We start from the raw sequence: 15,346 nt of genomic DNA, 5'->3' as shown, positions 1-15,346 counted from the left end.
ATTTTCCAGTGTGAATTATTTTCTAATACCGGATGGTGTAGTTCCTTTATATTGCTTAAACAGCTTGGTAAAATAATTAGGATTGTCGCAGCCCACTCGTCCAGCAATCTCCGTTACAGTAAAATCTGTCTCCAGCAGCAGTCGTTCTGCTTCATTTACGCGGCAAAGATTAACATAATCGATGAAGGTTCGGCCGGTGAGCTTCTTAAAAGTTTTGCAGAAATGGTATGGATTTAGATTAACGGATCTCGCGGCGCTTTCAATAGTCATTTTCTCATCAAAGTGGTTCTCCATATACTCCAGCAGTGGCTTAAAACGCTCACGATTGAAGGAATGACGTTCATTTGTTCTGCCAGAAACCCGCTCAGGCAAAAAGGTACGGGAGAGCAATACAAAAAGCAGATGAAGTTGATTTTTGATGATTAGCTGAAATGCAGGACCTTTCTGATGCACTTCATCCACGATAGTGTCTAGAAGAGAGTAATAAGTAGAACAGGTTGGAACAAGTGCTGCTGGTTTAACTGGTAGCTGATATCGATTTTCCAAATAGGGAGCTACGAACTGCTCATGTTGAGGATCTTGCTTCCAATCTTTAAATAAAGAACTATGAAATACGACGGATATAAATCGGACATGATCATCCCGCAGACTATATCCAACGTGCAAACCTCCAGAAGGAACAAACAAAACCTCTCCGGGATGCAGTTCGTAGGGCTTGCTGTCAATGTGGAAAATGGCGCTGCCTGCTTGCATGATAATGATTTCGAAATGCTCATGCCAGTGTAGAAAAAGGATGTTCTGGCCGATTTTCGCATGTCTGCATTCATTAAAAAACAATCGAAATGGATAGGTGCTTCCTTCTAATTGAGGGTATTCTTTAAGATCATTAGGATAGCTCAATATTTATTCAACTCCCACAATATACGACTATATAAACACAATATAATAAGAGTTTTAAGCTTAAATGCAGTATATACTCGGGTTATAGAACTTACTATAAACCAATATTGGAGTGGTACACAAGATGAAGGATACAATGCGTATAGGCACATTAGTTGGTGGCGGAGATGCTGTTAGAGTGATTCCGCAAATCGTAGGTCATGGCTTCGAATCTTTTAGCTTAACCTTCTGGCAGACTACAGGTGAAACAGATCTTGTGGAAACTGGTAAGCGTGTGCAAGAACTTGCGGCAAAACATGATTTTGTGATTTCATCGGTTGGCATCTTTGGCAATCCTTTGACGAATACTGGTGACAATTCCGATGCATTAGCGAGCTGGGAACGGCTTATTGATCATGCTCATGTATTTGGTACTGATATGGTATCAGGGTTCACGGGACGACTACCAGGAGTGTCCATTGATGAATCGATTCCGAAGTTTACCGAGGTATTTGGTGAGCTGACAAAAAGAGCAGCAGATCGCGGGGTACGAATTGCCTTCGAGAACTGTTCCATGGATGGCAATTGGACTTCAGGGGACTGGAATATCGCTCATCATCCAATAGCCTGGGAAAAGATGTTTAACGCTGTACCTGCTGACAATATGGGACTTGAATGGGAGCCCTGCCATCAGATGGTGCAGCTGATTGATCCGATTCCACAGCTGCGCAAATGGACAGATAAGATCTTCCATGTACACGGCAAGGATGCCACCATCGCTTGGGATATTGTAAAAGAATATGGAATCCACGGCCCAAAACCTTATGTATGGCACCGTACTCCGGGTTTTGGTGATACGAACTGGACGGATGTTATTTCCATTTTGCGTCAGGCTGGTTATAAAGGTACCATTGATATTGAAGGTTGGCATGATCCTGTCTATCGGGATGAGCTGGAAATGATGGGTCAAGTACATGCCTTGAATTATTTAAAACAATGCCGCGGGGGCAGCTTTGTGCCTAATCCGCTTTAATAAGTCAGGGGGAGAAATATGACAGCACAGTACCGTGTAGCGGTTGCAGGTTGCGGAGGAATGGCTAACGCATGGATTGAATACGCTTTATTGCGTCCAGATACTAAGATCGTTGCTCTAGTAGATATAAGGTTGGAGTCGGCTGAGGCGATGGCTGCGAAGCATGGGATTTCATGTCTGACGTTTACGGATATTAAGCAGGCAATTCAGGAGACCGCAGCAAATCTCGTCTTTGACGTTACCGTTCCCGGAAGTCATTTCAATATTTCTAGTACTGCATTGGAACTTGGGTGTAATGTGTTTAGTGAGAAACCGTTAGCTGAGACTATGGAGGAATGTAATAAGATTGTTGAGATCTCGGAACGGACTGGAAATGCTCATGCTGTGATGCAGAACCGCCGTTATGATCCTCGAATTCGTTCTTTAAGAAAAATCATAGAATCAGGAACCATAGGAAGAACAGGATTTATCGGTGCAAGCTTTTTCCTTGGGGCCCATTTCGGGGGATTCCGTGATGTTATGAAAAGTCCGCTGCTGTTGGATATGGCAATTCATACCTTCGACCAGGCCCGGTTTATTAATGGCGCGAACCCTGTGTCCGTATACTGTCAGGAGTTTAATCCTCCCGGTTCATGGTATGAGGGGAATGCGTCGGCAGTGTGCATTTTCGAGATGTCCGACGGTTCAATATTTACCTATCAGGGATCTTGGTGTGCAGAAGGTGCATCCACGTCATGGGAAGCTTCTTGGCGGGTTAACGGGGAGAAAGGAACAGCAATCTGGGATGGTCATGAGCTGCCATATGCTGAGGTAGTTACTGCAGGAGATCAGAGCGATAAGTTCATTCGTGACGTAAAGCGTATAAATGGAGATAATGTTGAGATGAATAAAACATTCCATCACGGGTGTTTGGATGAGATGTTCTTGTCATTGGCAGAGCAACGTCCTGCAGAGACGAATTGTAGAGATAATCGGTATAGTATGGCAATGGTGTTCGGAGCGCTGGAAAGTGCTGAATCTGGCCGGAAAATCGATCTAGTGGAGTTCTGAGATTGACTTCTGTTACTACAATCGCCAGCAAGGAGATTAAAATGGATATTAGAGCTTACCGAGAATCGGATCTTAGTCAAATTGTCTCATTGTTCTACGAAACAGTTCATTCCGTAAACAAACAAGACTATTCACAGGAACAGCTAGATGCTTGGGCACCTAAAGAGGAAGAGGTACTTAAGCATAATACTTGGAGAGCTTCTTTGCGTCAAAATATCACTTATGTAGCCGAAATTGATAATATTATTGTGGGCTTTTCTGATATGACAGCAGATGGACATTTGGATCGATTATATGTTCACAAAGATTACCAAGGATTAGGTATAGCCTCTGCATTGGTGAGTAAGCTTGAATTGAAAGCGAAAGAACTGGGTCTTTATGAAATGGATGCCGAAGCAAGCATCACTGCTAAACCTTTTTTTGAACGACGGGGATACCAGCTTATTGCGAAACAAAGTGTAGAACGAAAAGGTGTTCTGTTGGTCAATTATAGGATGAGTAAAAAAATAATGTAATTCAAAAAAGCAGGTTGCTCATTAGAGCAGTCTGCTTTTTGTGATAAGAAGGATATTCAAATTCACCCATCAATCAAGTTCATTAATGCTACAGTATCAAATCGATCCCCTTGCACTAACCATTTACCGTCCACATCAAAGAGAGTCAATATACCTTCCAAAGGCACACGTTTACTTTCTTTGTCATCCTTATCCAATAAGACAAGATCCACCGTATATTTTAACTCGATAATATCTTTTTTTTGTTCGGAAAGGTTAAATTTTAGGTTTTCCGGTTTTAAAGAAAGCTTTTGTTTATCAGCGATTTTAATTGGGATAGTTGTAATTCGGCTCGCTATAGCCTTTTCAGTAAAGTATTCTGTAAAATACGGTTTCATCTCTTCATTTCGCGCAAGAATGGATTCATCAGACATTAAATCCTCAGAAGCCTTGACGGTATATTCTACATTTTTATATTTCTCTGCGGCTTTAGTGGCATCATCTACCTCTGAACTACATCCGATAATTAACGCAAGAGATAATAATATCATACTCAATATCAACGGTGATTTACGCATTAGTACACCCCCAATGTATTTGATCTTGCATTATTATACTTATATTACCATGTTGTGGTTTCATAATTTCAAGAAGAAAATGATTCAACTCCCTAAATATGGTATGGTGTAAATATGATCGTAAATTTGCGGTGATTAAACTAAAAAGTAGAATCGAAAGGATTATTAAAATGAACACATCCTTAAAATTCACACACGGGAATAAAGTAGGACTGATTGCTTGTTCAGATGGTGTGAGAGTAGAGAACCTACCTAAAGTAGAGGAATTAAAAAAAGTTTTGCATTCATTTGGACTCCATGTAGTGGTGGCTAATACTTTGTTTAGAAAAGATGGTTATTTCAGTGGAAATCCAAAGGAAAGGGCAGCGGAGCTGAATCAACTATTTAAAAATACTGAAATTAGCGCGATATTCGATATTTCAGGTGGGGATTCTGCCAACCAAATCTTAGAGTACATAGACTACGAAAGTATCCGTATGAACCCCAAACCCTTTTTTGGAATGAGTGATTTGTCAGTTATTTTGAACGCTTTATTTACGCAAAATAATTCGAAATCCTATCATTATCAGTTGATGAATTTAGTGTCTTCTGATGGGGCAGAGCAGCAGAGGGCTTTTTATCGAACATTCTTCGAGGGGCAAAACGATCTTTACGATTTCCGGTATCATTGGGTCCGTGGTAACCAGATGAGCGGGATAGTAATCGGAGGGAATATTCGCTGCTTTTTGAAGCTGGCAGGGACAAGCTATTTTCCGGATCCTTCGGACAAAATATTATTGTTGGAGAGTTTAAGTGGCAGAGCTAACAAAATAGTCTCCTTTTTTGCTCAGCTCCAGCAATTGAAATATTTTGATGCTTGTGCTGGATTGATTCTAGGGTCATTTTCAGAACTAGAGAACTTTAATGAATTTCCGATAGTAGAAGCGTATGTGAAGGAAATTAGCCATTCCACCTCCATTCCTATCATAAAGACAGCTGAGATTGGGCATGGCAGTAACAGTAAGTGTATTGTTGTGGGCGATAAAATCACTTTGTAAAAAAGGTGGAGTGTGCGATGGGCAAAATTCTTTGCTTCATATCTGATGATTTTGCGGATTTTGAGATTACCTTGGCACTACATAAGATTAGAAATGTTGGAAAAAAAGAAGTGTTATCCGTAGGATACAGTTATGAATCTGTAGTTAGCGAATCTGGTCTGACTTATCAACCTGATTTGGTCCTCAAAGAAGCAGTTAAGCTTAATGATATTGAAGGGCTAATTATTCCCGGAGGTCCGATTGTAAATCAAAAACAGGATTTAACTGATCTGATAAACCATCTTGATCGAGAAGAGAAGATGCTGGCAGCCATATGTCATGGACCACAGTATTTAGGACGAGCGGGCATTTTAGACCATTGTAAATTCACTACTTCGTGTTCAGTGGAAAGAATCAGTAAACTTAATGTAGAGGATCCATTTCCAAGAGACAATTATGTTGATAAGAGAGTAGTTAGAGATGAACATATCATTACTGCTAAAGGCCGTGCATTTGTTGATTTTTCATTTGAAATCTTTGATTATTTAGGGATTTATCAGGATCTAGATGAAGAAAAAGAACAATTGTTTAGGGATATTATGGATAAATAGCAGTGATAGATGATAAACAGGGAGAGTTGACGTGGAAACTAATTTAAACGAAAAGAAAAATGATTATAAACCATTAGGGATATCAGGACTTGGGGGATGGTTGATTCTTGTACAAATCGGTCTTTATGGGACGATTATCATTCAGTTGATGCAGCTTTTTCAGGATTCTTTTACAGCATTTGATGCCGATATCTGGACTGCTTTTACTTCTAAAGGTTCGGATTTCTATCATCCCTTGTGGGGATTTATAATTGTTTTTGAAACCACTTTCAATATAGCTATATTAGCGTTTAGTGTATATATTCTAATTAATTTCTACAGAAAAAAAGCATTTTTACCACGGTTATTGATTATTTTCTATATTGCAATCCCTGTAGTAGGAATCATTGATGTTGTACTTCTTTATCAAATTCCTCTTGCCAGAGAACTTGGAAATGGAGATTCACTCAAAAGGATCATTAGGTCAGCGTTTACTTGTGCAATTTGGACTGCATATTTATTGAAATCAGAGCGAGTACATAATACATTTGTAAAGTAATTTAATAAAGTGATTTAAAGGAGGGGTATGATGTCAACCGATTATCTATCAAAAGAAGAATTGAAAGATGCGATTCATATTGCCTATCAGTCTCTTGATCAAGAATTTGACGGCATTGAGAACTCCCAAAGAGACAATCGTATGGAAGGGGTTGATCGAACCCCAGCAGAAATCATTGCTTATCAATTGGGCTGGTTGAATCTTGTTATGAAATGGGATAAGGATGAAAAAGCAGGGTTAACCGTTATTACACCTTCACCGGATTATAAATGGAATCAACTTGGCGGATTATATCAATCGTTTTATCATACATATGCTGCCTACTCATTAGACGAGTTAAGATCTTTATTTCAAGAGACAGAACATCAGTGGCAGAACTGGATTGATTCTTTAAGTGATGAAGAACTTTTTACGCAAGGCGTGCGGAAATGGACAGGAAACAATCCAAGATGGCCTATGGTCAAATGGATTCATATTAATTCAGTAGCACCGTTTAAGACTTTTCGTTCTAAGATTCGCAAATGGAAAAAACTTAATGTAACTAAGGAAGTATAAAAGGACGGATTATTTTTGAAGAAAATATCTATTATTGTAAGTACATTTATATTTTTGATTGCATTAAGCTCGATTATATTTGTCGTGGTAAACAACTCTGCAAAACCCATTAAAAGTCCTGAGAACATTGAACTAAAAGAGTTGGCGAATGGAAACAAAATACAAGTGGACTTCTCGAAGAAACCCACTGTATTCGTATTTTTCACCTCATGGTGTCCATATTGTAATGACGATGCTCCTAAGATTGTCTCATTGTATGAGAAATATAAAAATAGAGTGAACATATACGGAATCAATTTGCTTTATCAAGATGATCTTTCTGATGTAGAACAATACGTGGCGAATTACAACATTAAGTATCCCGTTCTCCTAGATGAAACAGGTGATCTCCATAAACAATTTGGTGAACAAGCTTTTCCTGCGTTGTTTTTTATAAACTCTGATGGCAAGGTTATGGATCAAATTATTGGCTCGACTGATTTTGACGCAATTGAGAGCTCGTTTAAGATTTTCATTAAAAACTATGATTAGTGTGAGATATATGAAATCAAAGAAACCCATAATCATCTTCGCATTTCTTTCATTTTTGCTTCTCACAACAACGATACTTTTGAACGATTTCGAACAATCGAGGGAGAGAGTTACTGAGTTCTTCGAAGATTTAAAAGACCAATCGAATCCAAGCTAGGAGGTTGAGATGAAGAAATTCATTATTGTAATTCTAGCTATAATTGCTTTATCGCCATTACATGCGGTCTCCGCGGATTGGGCCGGTTCGTTTGTTGTTTATTCAGGTGACATCTACGAAATATCAGATGATGAACTCATCCCCTCGGAAGAAATCGATAAGAAGATAGGGCATGTAACTAAATATTCCGATGAGGAAGGAACGTACAGGGGGAATTTCTCGAATATTTATCCTAAAGGTACGCCCTACTATTCAATTATCAATACCGATCCAAAAGATTTTATTGCTATTAAGACCCAAGAGGGTATCTTTGTAAAAGCTTATAATAAAGGCCATTATCCCAATGATGAATTGGTTGAAAAAACGATTTGGATGTATTTCTTATTGGGAACATCGGTTATTGTCTTATTAATTATTTGGATAATGAAGCGGAGGAAAGGATGATCTATGACAACTAATACATCACAAAAGATAGAACAAGCCTTCAAAAAAACGATAAGCTCACGTCACATTCACGAAGGCGTCCTATACATTGAGAATACAGATGGCGACTACTCCTATAATATTGGATATGGGGAGAAGAATATAGACTCACCTTTGCTAATGGCCAGCATCACCAAGCTGTTTACCACCACCTGTATTTTGGCCCTACAAGAGCGAGGTAAACTGTCGTTGGATGACAAGGTTACACAGTATTTTGATAACGCTGTGTTAAGTGGTCTTCATGTCTTTGGTGGTAATGATTATTCGTTTGACCTGACAATATCCGATTTATTGTTTCAGGTTAGTGGCTTGCCAGATGTATTTGAAGAAGGAAAAGAGAATGACAAGCGTCGTGCGATTAAGGAGGATTATTATATTACCTTCGAGGAACAGATTGCATTAATTAAAAAATTGAAGCCTCATTTTATGCCTCGTACCAAACGAAAAGCATATTATGCTGATATAAATTTTGATTTACTAGGTGAAATCATTGAGAAGGTAGAGCAGTCAACATTAGCAGAAGTCTATAAGCGGTTCATATTTGATCCCCTGTCACTCGTAAGTACATATCTCCCTGAAGGTGACAACGATTTTGTACCGAATATCTTTTATCAAAATAAATCAATTAACCGTTCCAAATTTATTAGGAGTTGTCGTGCGAGTGGAGGATGTATCACCACAGCTCGTGAATTAATGATATTTATCAAAGCTTTCTTTGGTGGGATGCTATTTAAAAATGAGTTGTTTAAGATGCTATCGGCTTCTAATAAACTTCAATTATCGATGGGACCTATTTACTATAGCAGCGGCTATATGAGAATTCCTTTGGATGGCTTGTCCACGCTTTACATGGGGAAAGGTGAGTTACTAGGGCACTCCGGTTCAACAGGTTCGTTTGCCTTTTTTTATCCTATTAAAAATTTATTCATTGTGGGGGATCTAAACCAGATGGGTAATCCTGCACTCCCCATTAGGCTATCAATGAAACTTGCTATGATGATGAAATAAAAAATAGTGAACGCCAAGAGTTAGGATATTCACTGCTGAATTATTATACTCAGTCATCCAACCTTCATAAATCTTTAATAAAGGAGACGTACCAGTGAACAACATCAAAGTGCTTCATTATGATGCGTTTTCTCCTTATCCGAACAAAGGAAATCCAGCTGGTGTAGTATTAGATGCGGCTCATTTGAGCGAAAGTGACATGCAATCGATAGCTCATAAGGTCGGTTTTAATGAAACAGTTTTTGTAGTCTCATTGGATGTAGCTGATTTAAGGCTTAAGTATTTTACGCCAGGCCATGAGATCAATCTTTGTGGGCATGCAACTATGGCTTCTTTATTTGCTTTAAAAACAAAGGGTATCCTTGGAGAGGCAAGCTCGGTAAAGATCGAAACAAACGTGGGTGTGCTCCCCATTCAATTCAGTATGGACAACAATAATCACTTACTAATAAAAATGAAGCAAGATCATCCCGAGTTTATTGAATTTGACGGTGATAGAGCTAAGCTTGCCCATGCTTTAGGCTTAACAGTTGACGAATTTGATGAGGATATGCCGATTGTTTATGGCTGTACTGGCGCATGGACTCTATTAGTTCCAATTAAGAGTATAGATAGCTTTAATAAAATGAAACCGATAAACGAGTTGTTTCCGGAGAATTTCTCATCGCCTTTTTCGGGAACCGTTGAAGATCCAGTAACAGGTACAGCATCGGGAGTTATGGGGGCTTATTATTTAAAATATATTAATCCGCACATGGACTCAATCCAATTTGATGTAGAACAAGGACAAGAAATCGGTAGAGATGGGAAAGTAAATGTAGAAGTGTACCGACTAGATTCTGATAGAATGGATGTGTTTATTTCTGGAACTGCGGTGTTTGTGGGGGAGGTAGATTTAGGGAAATGATAAAATATACTCACTTGGAGTGTACGGAGTCTTAGTGATACCCAGTTAGAAGAGTTACATCAACTCCTTTTGTGAAGAAAATAATGCTGGGTCATTATTAGAACTTTAATGATCTATGGAATGGAGGTAACCTCATGATTGAAATTGATTGTCTGGGAGAAATCTGCCCAGTACCAGTAATGATGTTAAAAAAACATCAAAAAGCCATTCAAAATGGCGAAAAGGTGATGCTGGTTACTGATCATAGCTGTGCAAAAGTTTCCATCACGGATTACTGTCGTGGTTCAAATTTGAAATGCTCCATTCAAGAAGTCATTAATGGGGTATGGGAGATTACGATTGAGCTATAAGTTCAACATAATGTATCAATCAATGTCTTTTCTATATAACGAATTAATTGTTTCGTATCATTGTCACAACGCTGATTGTGTTTTTTTACCATGTAGACATCGTTATTTACCTGGAACTGATCAATATGAATAATCTTGAGTTGTTTACTATACAACTCTTTTTTTATGGACATATAAGGCAGAAAGGCGACACCATGTCCTCTAATTGCTGCAAGCTTTACCGCCTCAAGGGAGTCCAAATTAAACAGTATATTTAGTTTAAGCTCCCCTGCAGATATGTTGTTCAAAGCCCTTTGCACACAATGAAGCTGTGAGGACCAGATTAACGGATATTTAGGGAGCTCATTCAGTGTGATTTTATCAGGACATACGGTCGTACTGCTTGCCACTAACATAACTTGATCAGAAAACACCATATTGGAGCATAATTCAGATTTCGGGGAAGGCCCGGAAATAAAGCCAACATCACCTTCTTCAAGAAGCAAACGTTCCTCTACTAGTGACGATGCCCCTTCGTTTAGAGTGATATGGCAATTGGGAAAATGTTTTTTTACCTCATATAAGGTACAGGGCAGGGCATAATTACAGACTTCTGGAATCGCATAAATAGACAGCTCATGCTGTGTTGGCTGTAAATGATTGATTTCTGTGACCATATCATCATATAATTTACAGATTTGCTCCGCATACTTCTCCGCTATAATCCCTGCTTCTGTAAGGCTGGCCCCTTTATTACTTCTCACAAAAAGCTCAGAACCCAGGGTATTCTCCCAGGATTTCAACTGCTGACTAAGTGCGGATTGGGTGATATGAGATTTCTGAGCGGCTTTAGATATACTTTTTAACGAAGCAATATCTAAAAATAATTTAAGCGTTTCCATATTCATACTTATTCCTCCTGTTGCCCGCTGTTAGTGCACACTATAGCATACTTGATTACGCTCCATCTGTGCCATTAGTAACACTTATACAGCATAAAGAAAGCAGATAACCACAGCTCAAATAAGTATGTTACTATTTTCACATAGTCAATTACATAAAACGATGGAGGTGTTAGACTATGGGGCAAACCGTAAGTCCCGAAACGAAATCAACCCGAACCAGAGCTCCTAGAAAACCTAAAAAGAGTCAGTTGCCCATCGCGTTGCTGGTTACAGTTCTCATTATTGGGTTTGGTTTTTTCCTAGACCATTCCCACGATAAAATGGTTGTCTACCTGCTTTTCGGTATTTCGTTTGGCGTTATTTTGCAAAGATCACGATTCTGCTTTACTGCATCACTTAGAGATCCATGTATTACAGGCAGCACATCGGTAACAAGAGCTGTACTGATAGCATTTTCTCTCGCTACGATCGGATTTACAGCCATTAAGTATCCAGCGTTCCTGGAAGGTAAACCGATTCCTGGGATGGACAATGTGGGTCAAATCAGTTTTGCTTTGATAATTGGCGCTGTATTATTTGGAATTGGCATGGTTATTGCAGGTGGTTGCGCTTCGGGTACATTGATGCGTGTAGGTGAAGGGTTCACAATGCAGATGCTGTCGCTTGTATTTTTTATCATTGGTTCACTTTGGGGATCACATGATATGGGTTGGTGGAGAGCTAACGTTATAAAGGATGCACCAACAGTATTTTTACCAGACGTCTTTGGTTGGCTTGGAGCACTAGTTGTTCAGTTCCTGATCATTCTTCTGTTGTACATCGCTGCAGTTAAATGGCAAGAGAAAAAGATGGGAAGCGCAGATTAGTATAAGTTATTACGTGAATATTTTCACTATTGGTATTTCAAAAAAATATAAAGGTGGTTTTTAAGATGGCTGAATTTACACTTGATTGCATGGGAGAAGCTTGTCCGGTACCGTTAATGAGAACAGAAAAGAAGATGACTGAACTAAATGTTGGAGACGTTTTAGTTGTTGCTATTGATCATAGTTGCGCAATGAAAAACGTACCAGAATGGGCGAGAAAACAGGGACATAATGTGGAAATCGAAGAGGTCGATGATGGCGAGTGGGAAGTTGTTATTGAGAAGGTAAAATAGGATCGCTGAGTAGGAAAGGACGGTGAATGAAACGGTGAACGAATTCTGGTTGAAGATATCGTCTAACCGCTTTTACAAGCAATTGCTCAAAGAACCGTTTACTTATGTAACTGGAGCTGTACTTCTGGCTGTGTTCGCTACAGCACATCTGGCTGTTTTCTCAAAAGGATGGGGAGTAACCAGCGCCTTCGCGGACTGGGGAGCTTGGGCGTATCGACTGGTAGGAGGAAATGTAGATAACTGGGCTTACTTTAGTACGGAGAAAGCTCAAAAAACATTATCTTCCGGATTTTTAAATGATGGTGGGTCCATTCGAAATGTAGGGATTATCTTAGGTGCATTAGCAGCGACATTGTTTGCTTCCGAGTTCAAGCTTAAGAAAATTAAGTCCAAAAAGCAGGTAGTGGCGGCTGTACTTGGTGGGTTGCTCATGGGGTACGGAGCTAGACTGGCTAATGGATGTAATATAGGTGCATTATTTACGGCTATAGCTTCTTTATCGCTTTCAGGCTGGATTTTTGGATTGTTCCTGCTGGTTGGTGCATTTATAGGCAGTAAATTATTAGCCAAATTCTTTATGTAAAAGTGAAATAGGCTGAGCTTATAGTGCTGACGAGAGTCAGCCTATTTTATTGAAATCAAAATCTACACAGGAGGGACAATTGAAATGGAAAAGAAGACAGAACAGTATGATGTCGTCATTATCGGTGGCGGGGCTGCTGGATTAACAGCAGGGATCTATTGTGGACGAGCAAAATTGAAGACACTCCTTTTGGAAAAATCGCTGGTAGGCGGTCTTGCGACTTATACTAATGAAATAGAAAATTATCCTGGTTTTCCTGAAGGAACGACCGGAACAGACCTTATGGGATTATTTCATAAACAAGCCAAAAAATTTGGTGTTGATTTCAAAATGACAGATGTCAAATCTGTCTCGGTAGTAGAAGACATTAAAGTAGTGGAGACCTTTCGGGTACGATATGAGTGTAAAGTCATTATCATAGCCAGTGGAGGAAAACCAAGAATTACAGGTGCAGCTAATGAAGATATGTTCTTATATGATAAAGGGATTTCCTTCTGTGCAACCTGTGACGCTGCGGCAAATACGGGGAAGACAGTTATGGTCGTTGGCAGTGGTGATGCAGCTATTGAGGAAGGGATGTTTCTAACTAAGTTTGCTGATAAAGTGATCGTATCTGTCATGCATGATCATGGGAAAATGGATTGTAATGAAATTGCCAAAACGCAGGCACTAGAAAACCCTAAAATGGAATTCATGTGGAATACGGTGGTAAGTTCTTTCGAAGGTGAGGAACGTTTGAATTCCGTCGTCCTGAAAAATTTAAAATCTAATGAACTGCAAAACGTAAAGGTCGATTCATGTTTCTTATTTATTGGATACACCCCGAACACAGAAATCTTATCAGGTGTAGTAGATTTGAATCGAAATGGTTATGTATTTATTAATGAGAAAATGGAAACGAATATCCCTGGTGTTTTTGCAGCGGGAGATGTGTGCGATAAGTTTCTTAAACAAGTTGCTACTGCTGTTGGCGATGGTGCCATTGCAGGGTACGGTGCAGAGAAGTATATATCTGAATGTGAGGTTTATGAGCATCAAATTCTAAATCAAGGTAAATCATCCGTTGTTTATTTATGGAATGCCACAGATCCTTCCTGTCGGGAGTTATTGCCTCTAATTGAAGGATTTGAGCAATCCCATTCGGATGTCAGGGTCACAAAGGTAGATGTATATAAGTCACCCGGACTTGCTGCCAAGCTAAGAATAGATTCAGTTCCTTCTATTGTTTATCTGGATAATGGGAAGGTCCAAAAAGTAATTACTGAAAAGATAAATGAAGAAATACTGAGTACTCTTGCTAATTAAGGAGAAAGTCAAAGACACATGCAGATGTTATCTCTGTATGTGTCTTTTTTTATTCAAGCTTAAGGAATATGAGACGAGCTAATGCAAGAGAGTGTCAAAGTATCAATAATAGTTGTTTTGTCATATATTTTTGAAAGCGCTTAAACCTTATGATTATTTTATAAATGTTGCAACTATAGCGGAGGGAGAAAGGACATTAATTATCTGTACATATCTTCAAAATCATCACAAGGAGGATTCACCTATGGCGAACGCAAGCGTCGCACCAGACAAGAGATCCGGACCGAATCTCAACAAGCAACGAACTAGCGGGATCAGACGCTTTTTTAAGCAAATAGATCTACAGCTTATGGTATTACCAGCACTTGTTCTAGTTTTTATTTTTGCCTATATCCCCATGTATGGGATTCTAATTGCATTCCAGGATTACAAGTTAGGGAATAGTTTTATTAGCAGTGACTGGGTTGGCTTTAAGCACTTTATTTACTTTTTTAATGCACCTGAATTTGAAGTGGTTATGAAAAATACAATCATCATCAGCTTACTGAAATTTTGTTTTGGATTTCCTGCACCGATTATTTTGGCGTTAATGCTGAACGAAGTTCGTAAGATGTTCTTTAAACGGGTTATTCAGACCGTTACATATTTGCCTCACTTCTTATCTTGGGTAGTTATCGGCTCAATGGTTACCTCGATGTTATCTGTAGATAACGGCAGTATAAATATGCTGCTTGAGAAATTGAAATTTATTGATGAACCGATCAACTTCCTTTCCATGACTGAATATTTCTGGGGCATTTTAGTTACAACCAATGTATGGAAAGAAATTGGATTTGCTTCAATCGTCTATTTAGCTGCCATTGCTGGTATTGACCCGCATTTATATGAAGCGGCTTCGATGGATGGTGCAAGTCGGTTTAAACAGATATATTTGATTACGTTGCCTTCAATTATGCCAGTTGTAATCATCTTTATGATTTTGGCAATCGGTAATCTGGTGAATGCAGGATTCGAAGATATTTTGATCCTAGCTTCTAATCCAGCACTACGAGAAGTGTCAGATTCAGTTGATGTATATGTTGTACGTGTCGGTATAGACAATTTCAGGTACTCCTATGCGACTGCTATCGGATTGTTCAAGGCCGTGATCAGCGTGACATTACTTACCTTTGCCAACTTCATTGCCAGAAGAGCAGGGAACAGCTTGTGGTAATGAATTACTCAA

The 15,346-nt window shown here is 39.1% G+C and carries 20 protein-coding genes; 17 read left to right on the top strand and 3 right to left on the bottom strand.

Going from position 1 to position 15,346, the window contains the following annotated elements:
- Positions 1 to 15 precede the first annotated feature (15 nt).
- On the bottom strand, positions 16 to 900 hold the full coding sequence (locus tag NST45_RS13460) for an AraC family transcriptional regulator (protein WP_076105579.1): 885 nt from the start codon (positions 898 to 900) through the stop codon (positions 16 to 18).
- 124 nt (positions 901 to 1,024) lie between these two features.
- Here NST45_RS13460 and NST45_RS13455 point away from each other — a divergent pair, with 124 nt between their 5' ends.
- The 3 genes from NST45_RS13455 to NST45_RS13445 are packed head-to-tail and all read left to right on the top strand — an operon-like array spanning position 1,025 to position 3,477.
- Positions 1,025 to 1,912 carry a sugar phosphate isomerase/epimerase family protein gene (locus tag NST45_RS13455; protein WP_038570709.1) on the top strand — a complete coding sequence of 296 codons (888 nt, stop codon included), beginning with the start codon at positions 1,025 to 1,027 and terminating at the stop codon, positions 1,910 to 1,912.
- A gap of 18 nt (positions 1,913 to 1,930) precedes the next feature.
- Complete coding sequence (locus tag NST45_RS13450; RefSeq protein ID WP_076141690.1) at positions 1,931 to 2,962, top strand: Gfo/Idh/MocA family oxidoreductase; 1,032 nt, start codon at positions 1,931 to 1,933, stop codon at positions 2,960 to 2,962.
- 41 nt (positions 2,963 to 3,003) lie between these two features.
- Positions 3,004 to 3,477 (top strand): GNAT family N-acetyltransferase, encoded by a 474-nt coding sequence (locus NST45_RS13445; RefSeq protein ID WP_076141703.1) that lies wholly within the window; start codon positions 3,004 to 3,006, stop codon positions 3,475 to 3,477.
- A 62-nt stretch (positions 3,478 to 3,539) separates the two neighbouring features.
- Here NST45_RS13445 and NST45_RS13440 read toward each other — a convergent pair whose 3' ends face one another.
- On the bottom strand, positions 3,540 to 4,034 hold the full coding sequence (locus NST45_RS13440; RefSeq protein WP_076105582.1) for a hypothetical protein: 495 nt from the start codon (positions 4,032 to 4,034) through the stop codon (positions 3,540 to 3,542).
- A gap of 170 nt (positions 4,035 to 4,204) precedes the next feature.
- Between NST45_RS13440 and NST45_RS13435 the strand changes: the two genes are divergently transcribed.
- The 9 genes from NST45_RS13435 to NST45_RS13395 all read left to right on the top strand — a co-directional run bounded on the left by NST45_RS13435 (position 4,205) and on the right by NST45_RS13395 (position 10,190).
- Entirely contained in the window at positions 4,205 to 5,071 is an 867-nt protein-coding gene (locus tag NST45_RS13435; RefSeq protein WP_076105583.1) for a S66 peptidase family protein, read from the top strand.
- Positions 5,072 to 5,088: 17 nt separating this feature from the next.
- A complete protein-coding gene (locus NST45_RS13430) occupies positions 5,089 to 5,661 on the top strand; it encodes a DJ-1/PfpI family protein (protein WP_036678282.1) in 573 nt (190 codons plus the stop codon).
- A gap of 31 nt (positions 5,662 to 5,692) precedes the next feature.
- The gene (locus tag NST45_RS13425; RefSeq protein WP_036678279.1) at positions 5,693 to 6,199 is read left to right on the top strand and encodes a DUF2569 domain-containing protein; all 507 of its coding nucleotides are present in this window, start codon (positions 5,693 to 5,695) and stop codon (positions 6,197 to 6,199) included.
- Between the two features lie 27 nt (positions 6,200 to 6,226).
- Positions 6,227 to 6,754, top strand: a complete 528-nt coding sequence (locus NST45_RS13420) for a ClbS/DfsB family four-helix bundle protein (RefSeq protein WP_076141689.1) — start codon at positions 6,227 to 6,229, stop codon at positions 6,752 to 6,754.
- 15 nt (positions 6,755 to 6,769) lie between these two features.
- A complete protein-coding gene (locus tag NST45_RS13415; protein WP_051491011.1) occupies positions 6,770 to 7,285 on the top strand; it encodes a TlpA disulfide reductase family protein in 516 nt (171 codons plus the stop codon).
- Positions 7,286 to 7,451: 166 nt separating this feature from the next.
- Positions 7,452 to 7,886, top strand: a complete 435-nt coding sequence (locus NST45_RS13410; protein ID WP_176462545.1) for a hypothetical protein — start codon at positions 7,452 to 7,454, stop codon at positions 7,884 to 7,886.
- A 3-nt stretch (positions 7,887 to 7,889) separates the two neighbouring features.
- Positions 7,890 to 8,933 carry a serine hydrolase domain-containing protein gene (locus NST45_RS13405; RefSeq protein ID WP_036678270.1) on the top strand — a complete coding sequence of 348 codons (1,044 nt, stop codon included), beginning with the start codon at positions 7,890 to 7,892 and terminating at the stop codon, positions 8,931 to 8,933.
- Between the two features lie 94 nt (positions 8,934 to 9,027).
- Positions 9,028 to 9,840 carry a PhzF family phenazine biosynthesis isomerase gene (locus NST45_RS13400; RefSeq protein ID WP_038570722.1) on the top strand — a complete coding sequence of 271 codons (813 nt, stop codon included), beginning with the start codon at positions 9,028 to 9,030 and terminating at the stop codon, positions 9,838 to 9,840.
- A 134-nt stretch (positions 9,841 to 9,974) separates the two neighbouring features.
- Positions 9,975 to 10,190, top strand: a complete 216-nt coding sequence (locus NST45_RS13395) for a sulfurtransferase TusA family protein (RefSeq protein WP_036678264.1) — start codon at positions 9,975 to 9,977, stop codon at positions 10,188 to 10,190.
- Between the two features lie 2 nt (positions 10,191 to 10,192).
- Here the strand turns inward: NST45_RS13395 and NST45_RS13390 are convergent, their stop codons facing one another.
- The gene (locus tag NST45_RS13390) at positions 10,193 to 11,077 is read right to left on the bottom strand and encodes a LysR family transcriptional regulator (RefSeq protein ID WP_038570725.1); all 885 of its coding nucleotides are present in this window, start codon (positions 11,075 to 11,077) and stop codon (positions 10,193 to 10,195) included.
- 173 nt (positions 11,078 to 11,250) lie between these two features.
- Between NST45_RS13390 and NST45_RS13385 the strand changes: the two genes are divergently transcribed.
- The 5 genes from NST45_RS13385 to NST45_RS13365 all read left to right on the top strand — a co-directional run bounded on the left by NST45_RS13385 (position 11,251) and on the right by NST45_RS13365 (position 15,334).
- Positions 11,251 to 11,940 (top strand): YeeE/YedE thiosulfate transporter family protein, encoded by a 690-nt coding sequence (locus NST45_RS13385; protein ID WP_036678259.1) that lies wholly within the window; start codon positions 11,251 to 11,253, stop codon positions 11,938 to 11,940.
- 65 nt (positions 11,941 to 12,005) lie between these two features.
- Positions 12,006 to 12,233 carry a sulfurtransferase TusA family protein gene (locus NST45_RS13380; protein WP_036678256.1) on the top strand — a complete coding sequence of 76 codons (228 nt, stop codon included), beginning with the start codon at positions 12,006 to 12,008 and terminating at the stop codon, positions 12,231 to 12,233.
- Positions 12,234 to 12,255: 22 nt separating this feature from the next.
- Complete coding sequence (locus NST45_RS13375) at positions 12,256 to 12,816, top strand: YeeE/YedE thiosulfate transporter family protein (RefSeq protein ID WP_232061338.1); 561 nt, start codon at positions 12,256 to 12,258, stop codon at positions 12,814 to 12,816.
- A gap of 84 nt (positions 12,817 to 12,900) precedes the next feature.
- Positions 12,901 to 14,121, top strand: a complete 1,221-nt coding sequence (locus tag NST45_RS13370; protein WP_038570727.1) for an FAD-dependent oxidoreductase — start codon at positions 12,901 to 12,903, stop codon at positions 14,119 to 14,121.
- 244 nt (positions 14,122 to 14,365) lie between these two features.
- Complete coding sequence (locus NST45_RS13365) at positions 14,366 to 15,334, top strand: ABC transporter permease subunit (RefSeq protein WP_036678250.1); 969 nt, start codon at positions 14,366 to 14,368, stop codon at positions 15,332 to 15,334.
- The last annotated feature ends 12 nt before the right edge of the window (positions 15,335 to 15,346 follow it).

It is taken from the genome of Paenibacillus sp. FSL R7-0163 (assembly GCF_037969975.1).
Classification (GTDB): Bacteria; Bacillota; Bacilli; order Paenibacillales; family Paenibacillaceae; genus Paenibacillus_AQ; species Paenibacillus_AQ odorifer.
Note: the sequence above shows the minus strand (reverse complement) of the source record. Positions and strands in the feature narration are given on the sequence as shown.

What these genes read in the sequence shown, in the direction of transcription:
- NST45_RS13390 (WP_038570725.1), bottom strand. Translation starts at nt 11,077, where the DNA reads ATGAATATGGAAACGCTTAAATTATTTTTAGATATTGCTTCGTTAAAA.
- NST45_RS13440 (WP_076105582.1), bottom strand. Translation starts at nt 4,034, where the DNA reads ATGCGTAAATCACCGTTGATATTGAGTATGATATTATTATCTCTTGCG.
- NST45_RS13385 (WP_036678259.1), top strand. Translation starts at nt 11,251, where the DNA reads ATGGGGCAAACCGTAAGTCCCGAAACGAAATCAACCCGAACCAGAGCT.
- NST45_RS13455 (WP_038570709.1), top strand. Translation starts at nt 1,025, where the DNA reads ATGAAGGATACAATGCGTATAGGCACATTAGTTGGTGGCGGAGATGCT.
- NST45_RS13370 (WP_038570727.1), top strand. Translation starts at nt 12,901, where the DNA reads ATGGAAAAGAAGACAGAACAGTATGATGTCGTCATTATCGGTGGCGGG.
- NST45_RS13380 (WP_036678256.1), top strand. Translation starts at nt 12,006, where the DNA reads ATGGCTGAATTTACACTTGATTGCATGGGAGAAGCTTGTCCGGTACCG.
- NST45_RS13445 (WP_076141703.1), top strand. Translation starts at nt 3,004, where the DNA reads ATGGATATTAGAGCTTACCGAGAATCGGATCTTAGTCAAATTGTCTCA.
- NST45_RS13420 (WP_076141689.1), top strand. Translation starts at nt 6,227, where the DNA reads ATGATGTCAACCGATTATCTATCAAAAGAAGAATTGAAAGATGCGATT.
- NST45_RS13365 (WP_036678250.1), top strand. Translation starts at nt 14,366, where the DNA reads ATGGCGAACGCAAGCGTCGCACCAGACAAGAGATCCGGACCGAATCTC.
- NST45_RS13395 (WP_036678264.1), top strand. Translation starts at nt 9,975, where the DNA reads ATGATTGAAATTGATTGTCTGGGAGAAATCTGCCCAGTACCAGTAATG.
- NST45_RS13405 (WP_036678270.1), top strand. Translation starts at nt 7,890, where the DNA reads ATGACAACTAATACATCACAAAAGATAGAACAAGCCTTCAAAAAAACG.
- NST45_RS13430 (WP_036678282.1), top strand. Translation starts at nt 5,089, where the DNA reads ATGGGCAAAATTCTTTGCTTCATATCTGATGATTTTGCGGATTTTGAG.
- NST45_RS13450 (WP_076141690.1), top strand. Translation starts at nt 1,931, where the DNA reads ATGACAGCACAGTACCGTGTAGCGGTTGCAGGTTGCGGAGGAATGGCT.
- NST45_RS13410 (WP_176462545.1), top strand. Translation starts at nt 7,452, where the DNA reads ATGAAGAAATTCATTATTGTAATTCTAGCTATAATTGCTTTATCGCCA.
- NST45_RS13435 (WP_076105583.1), top strand. Translation starts at nt 4,205, where the DNA reads ATGAACACATCCTTAAAATTCACACACGGGAATAAAGTAGGACTGATT.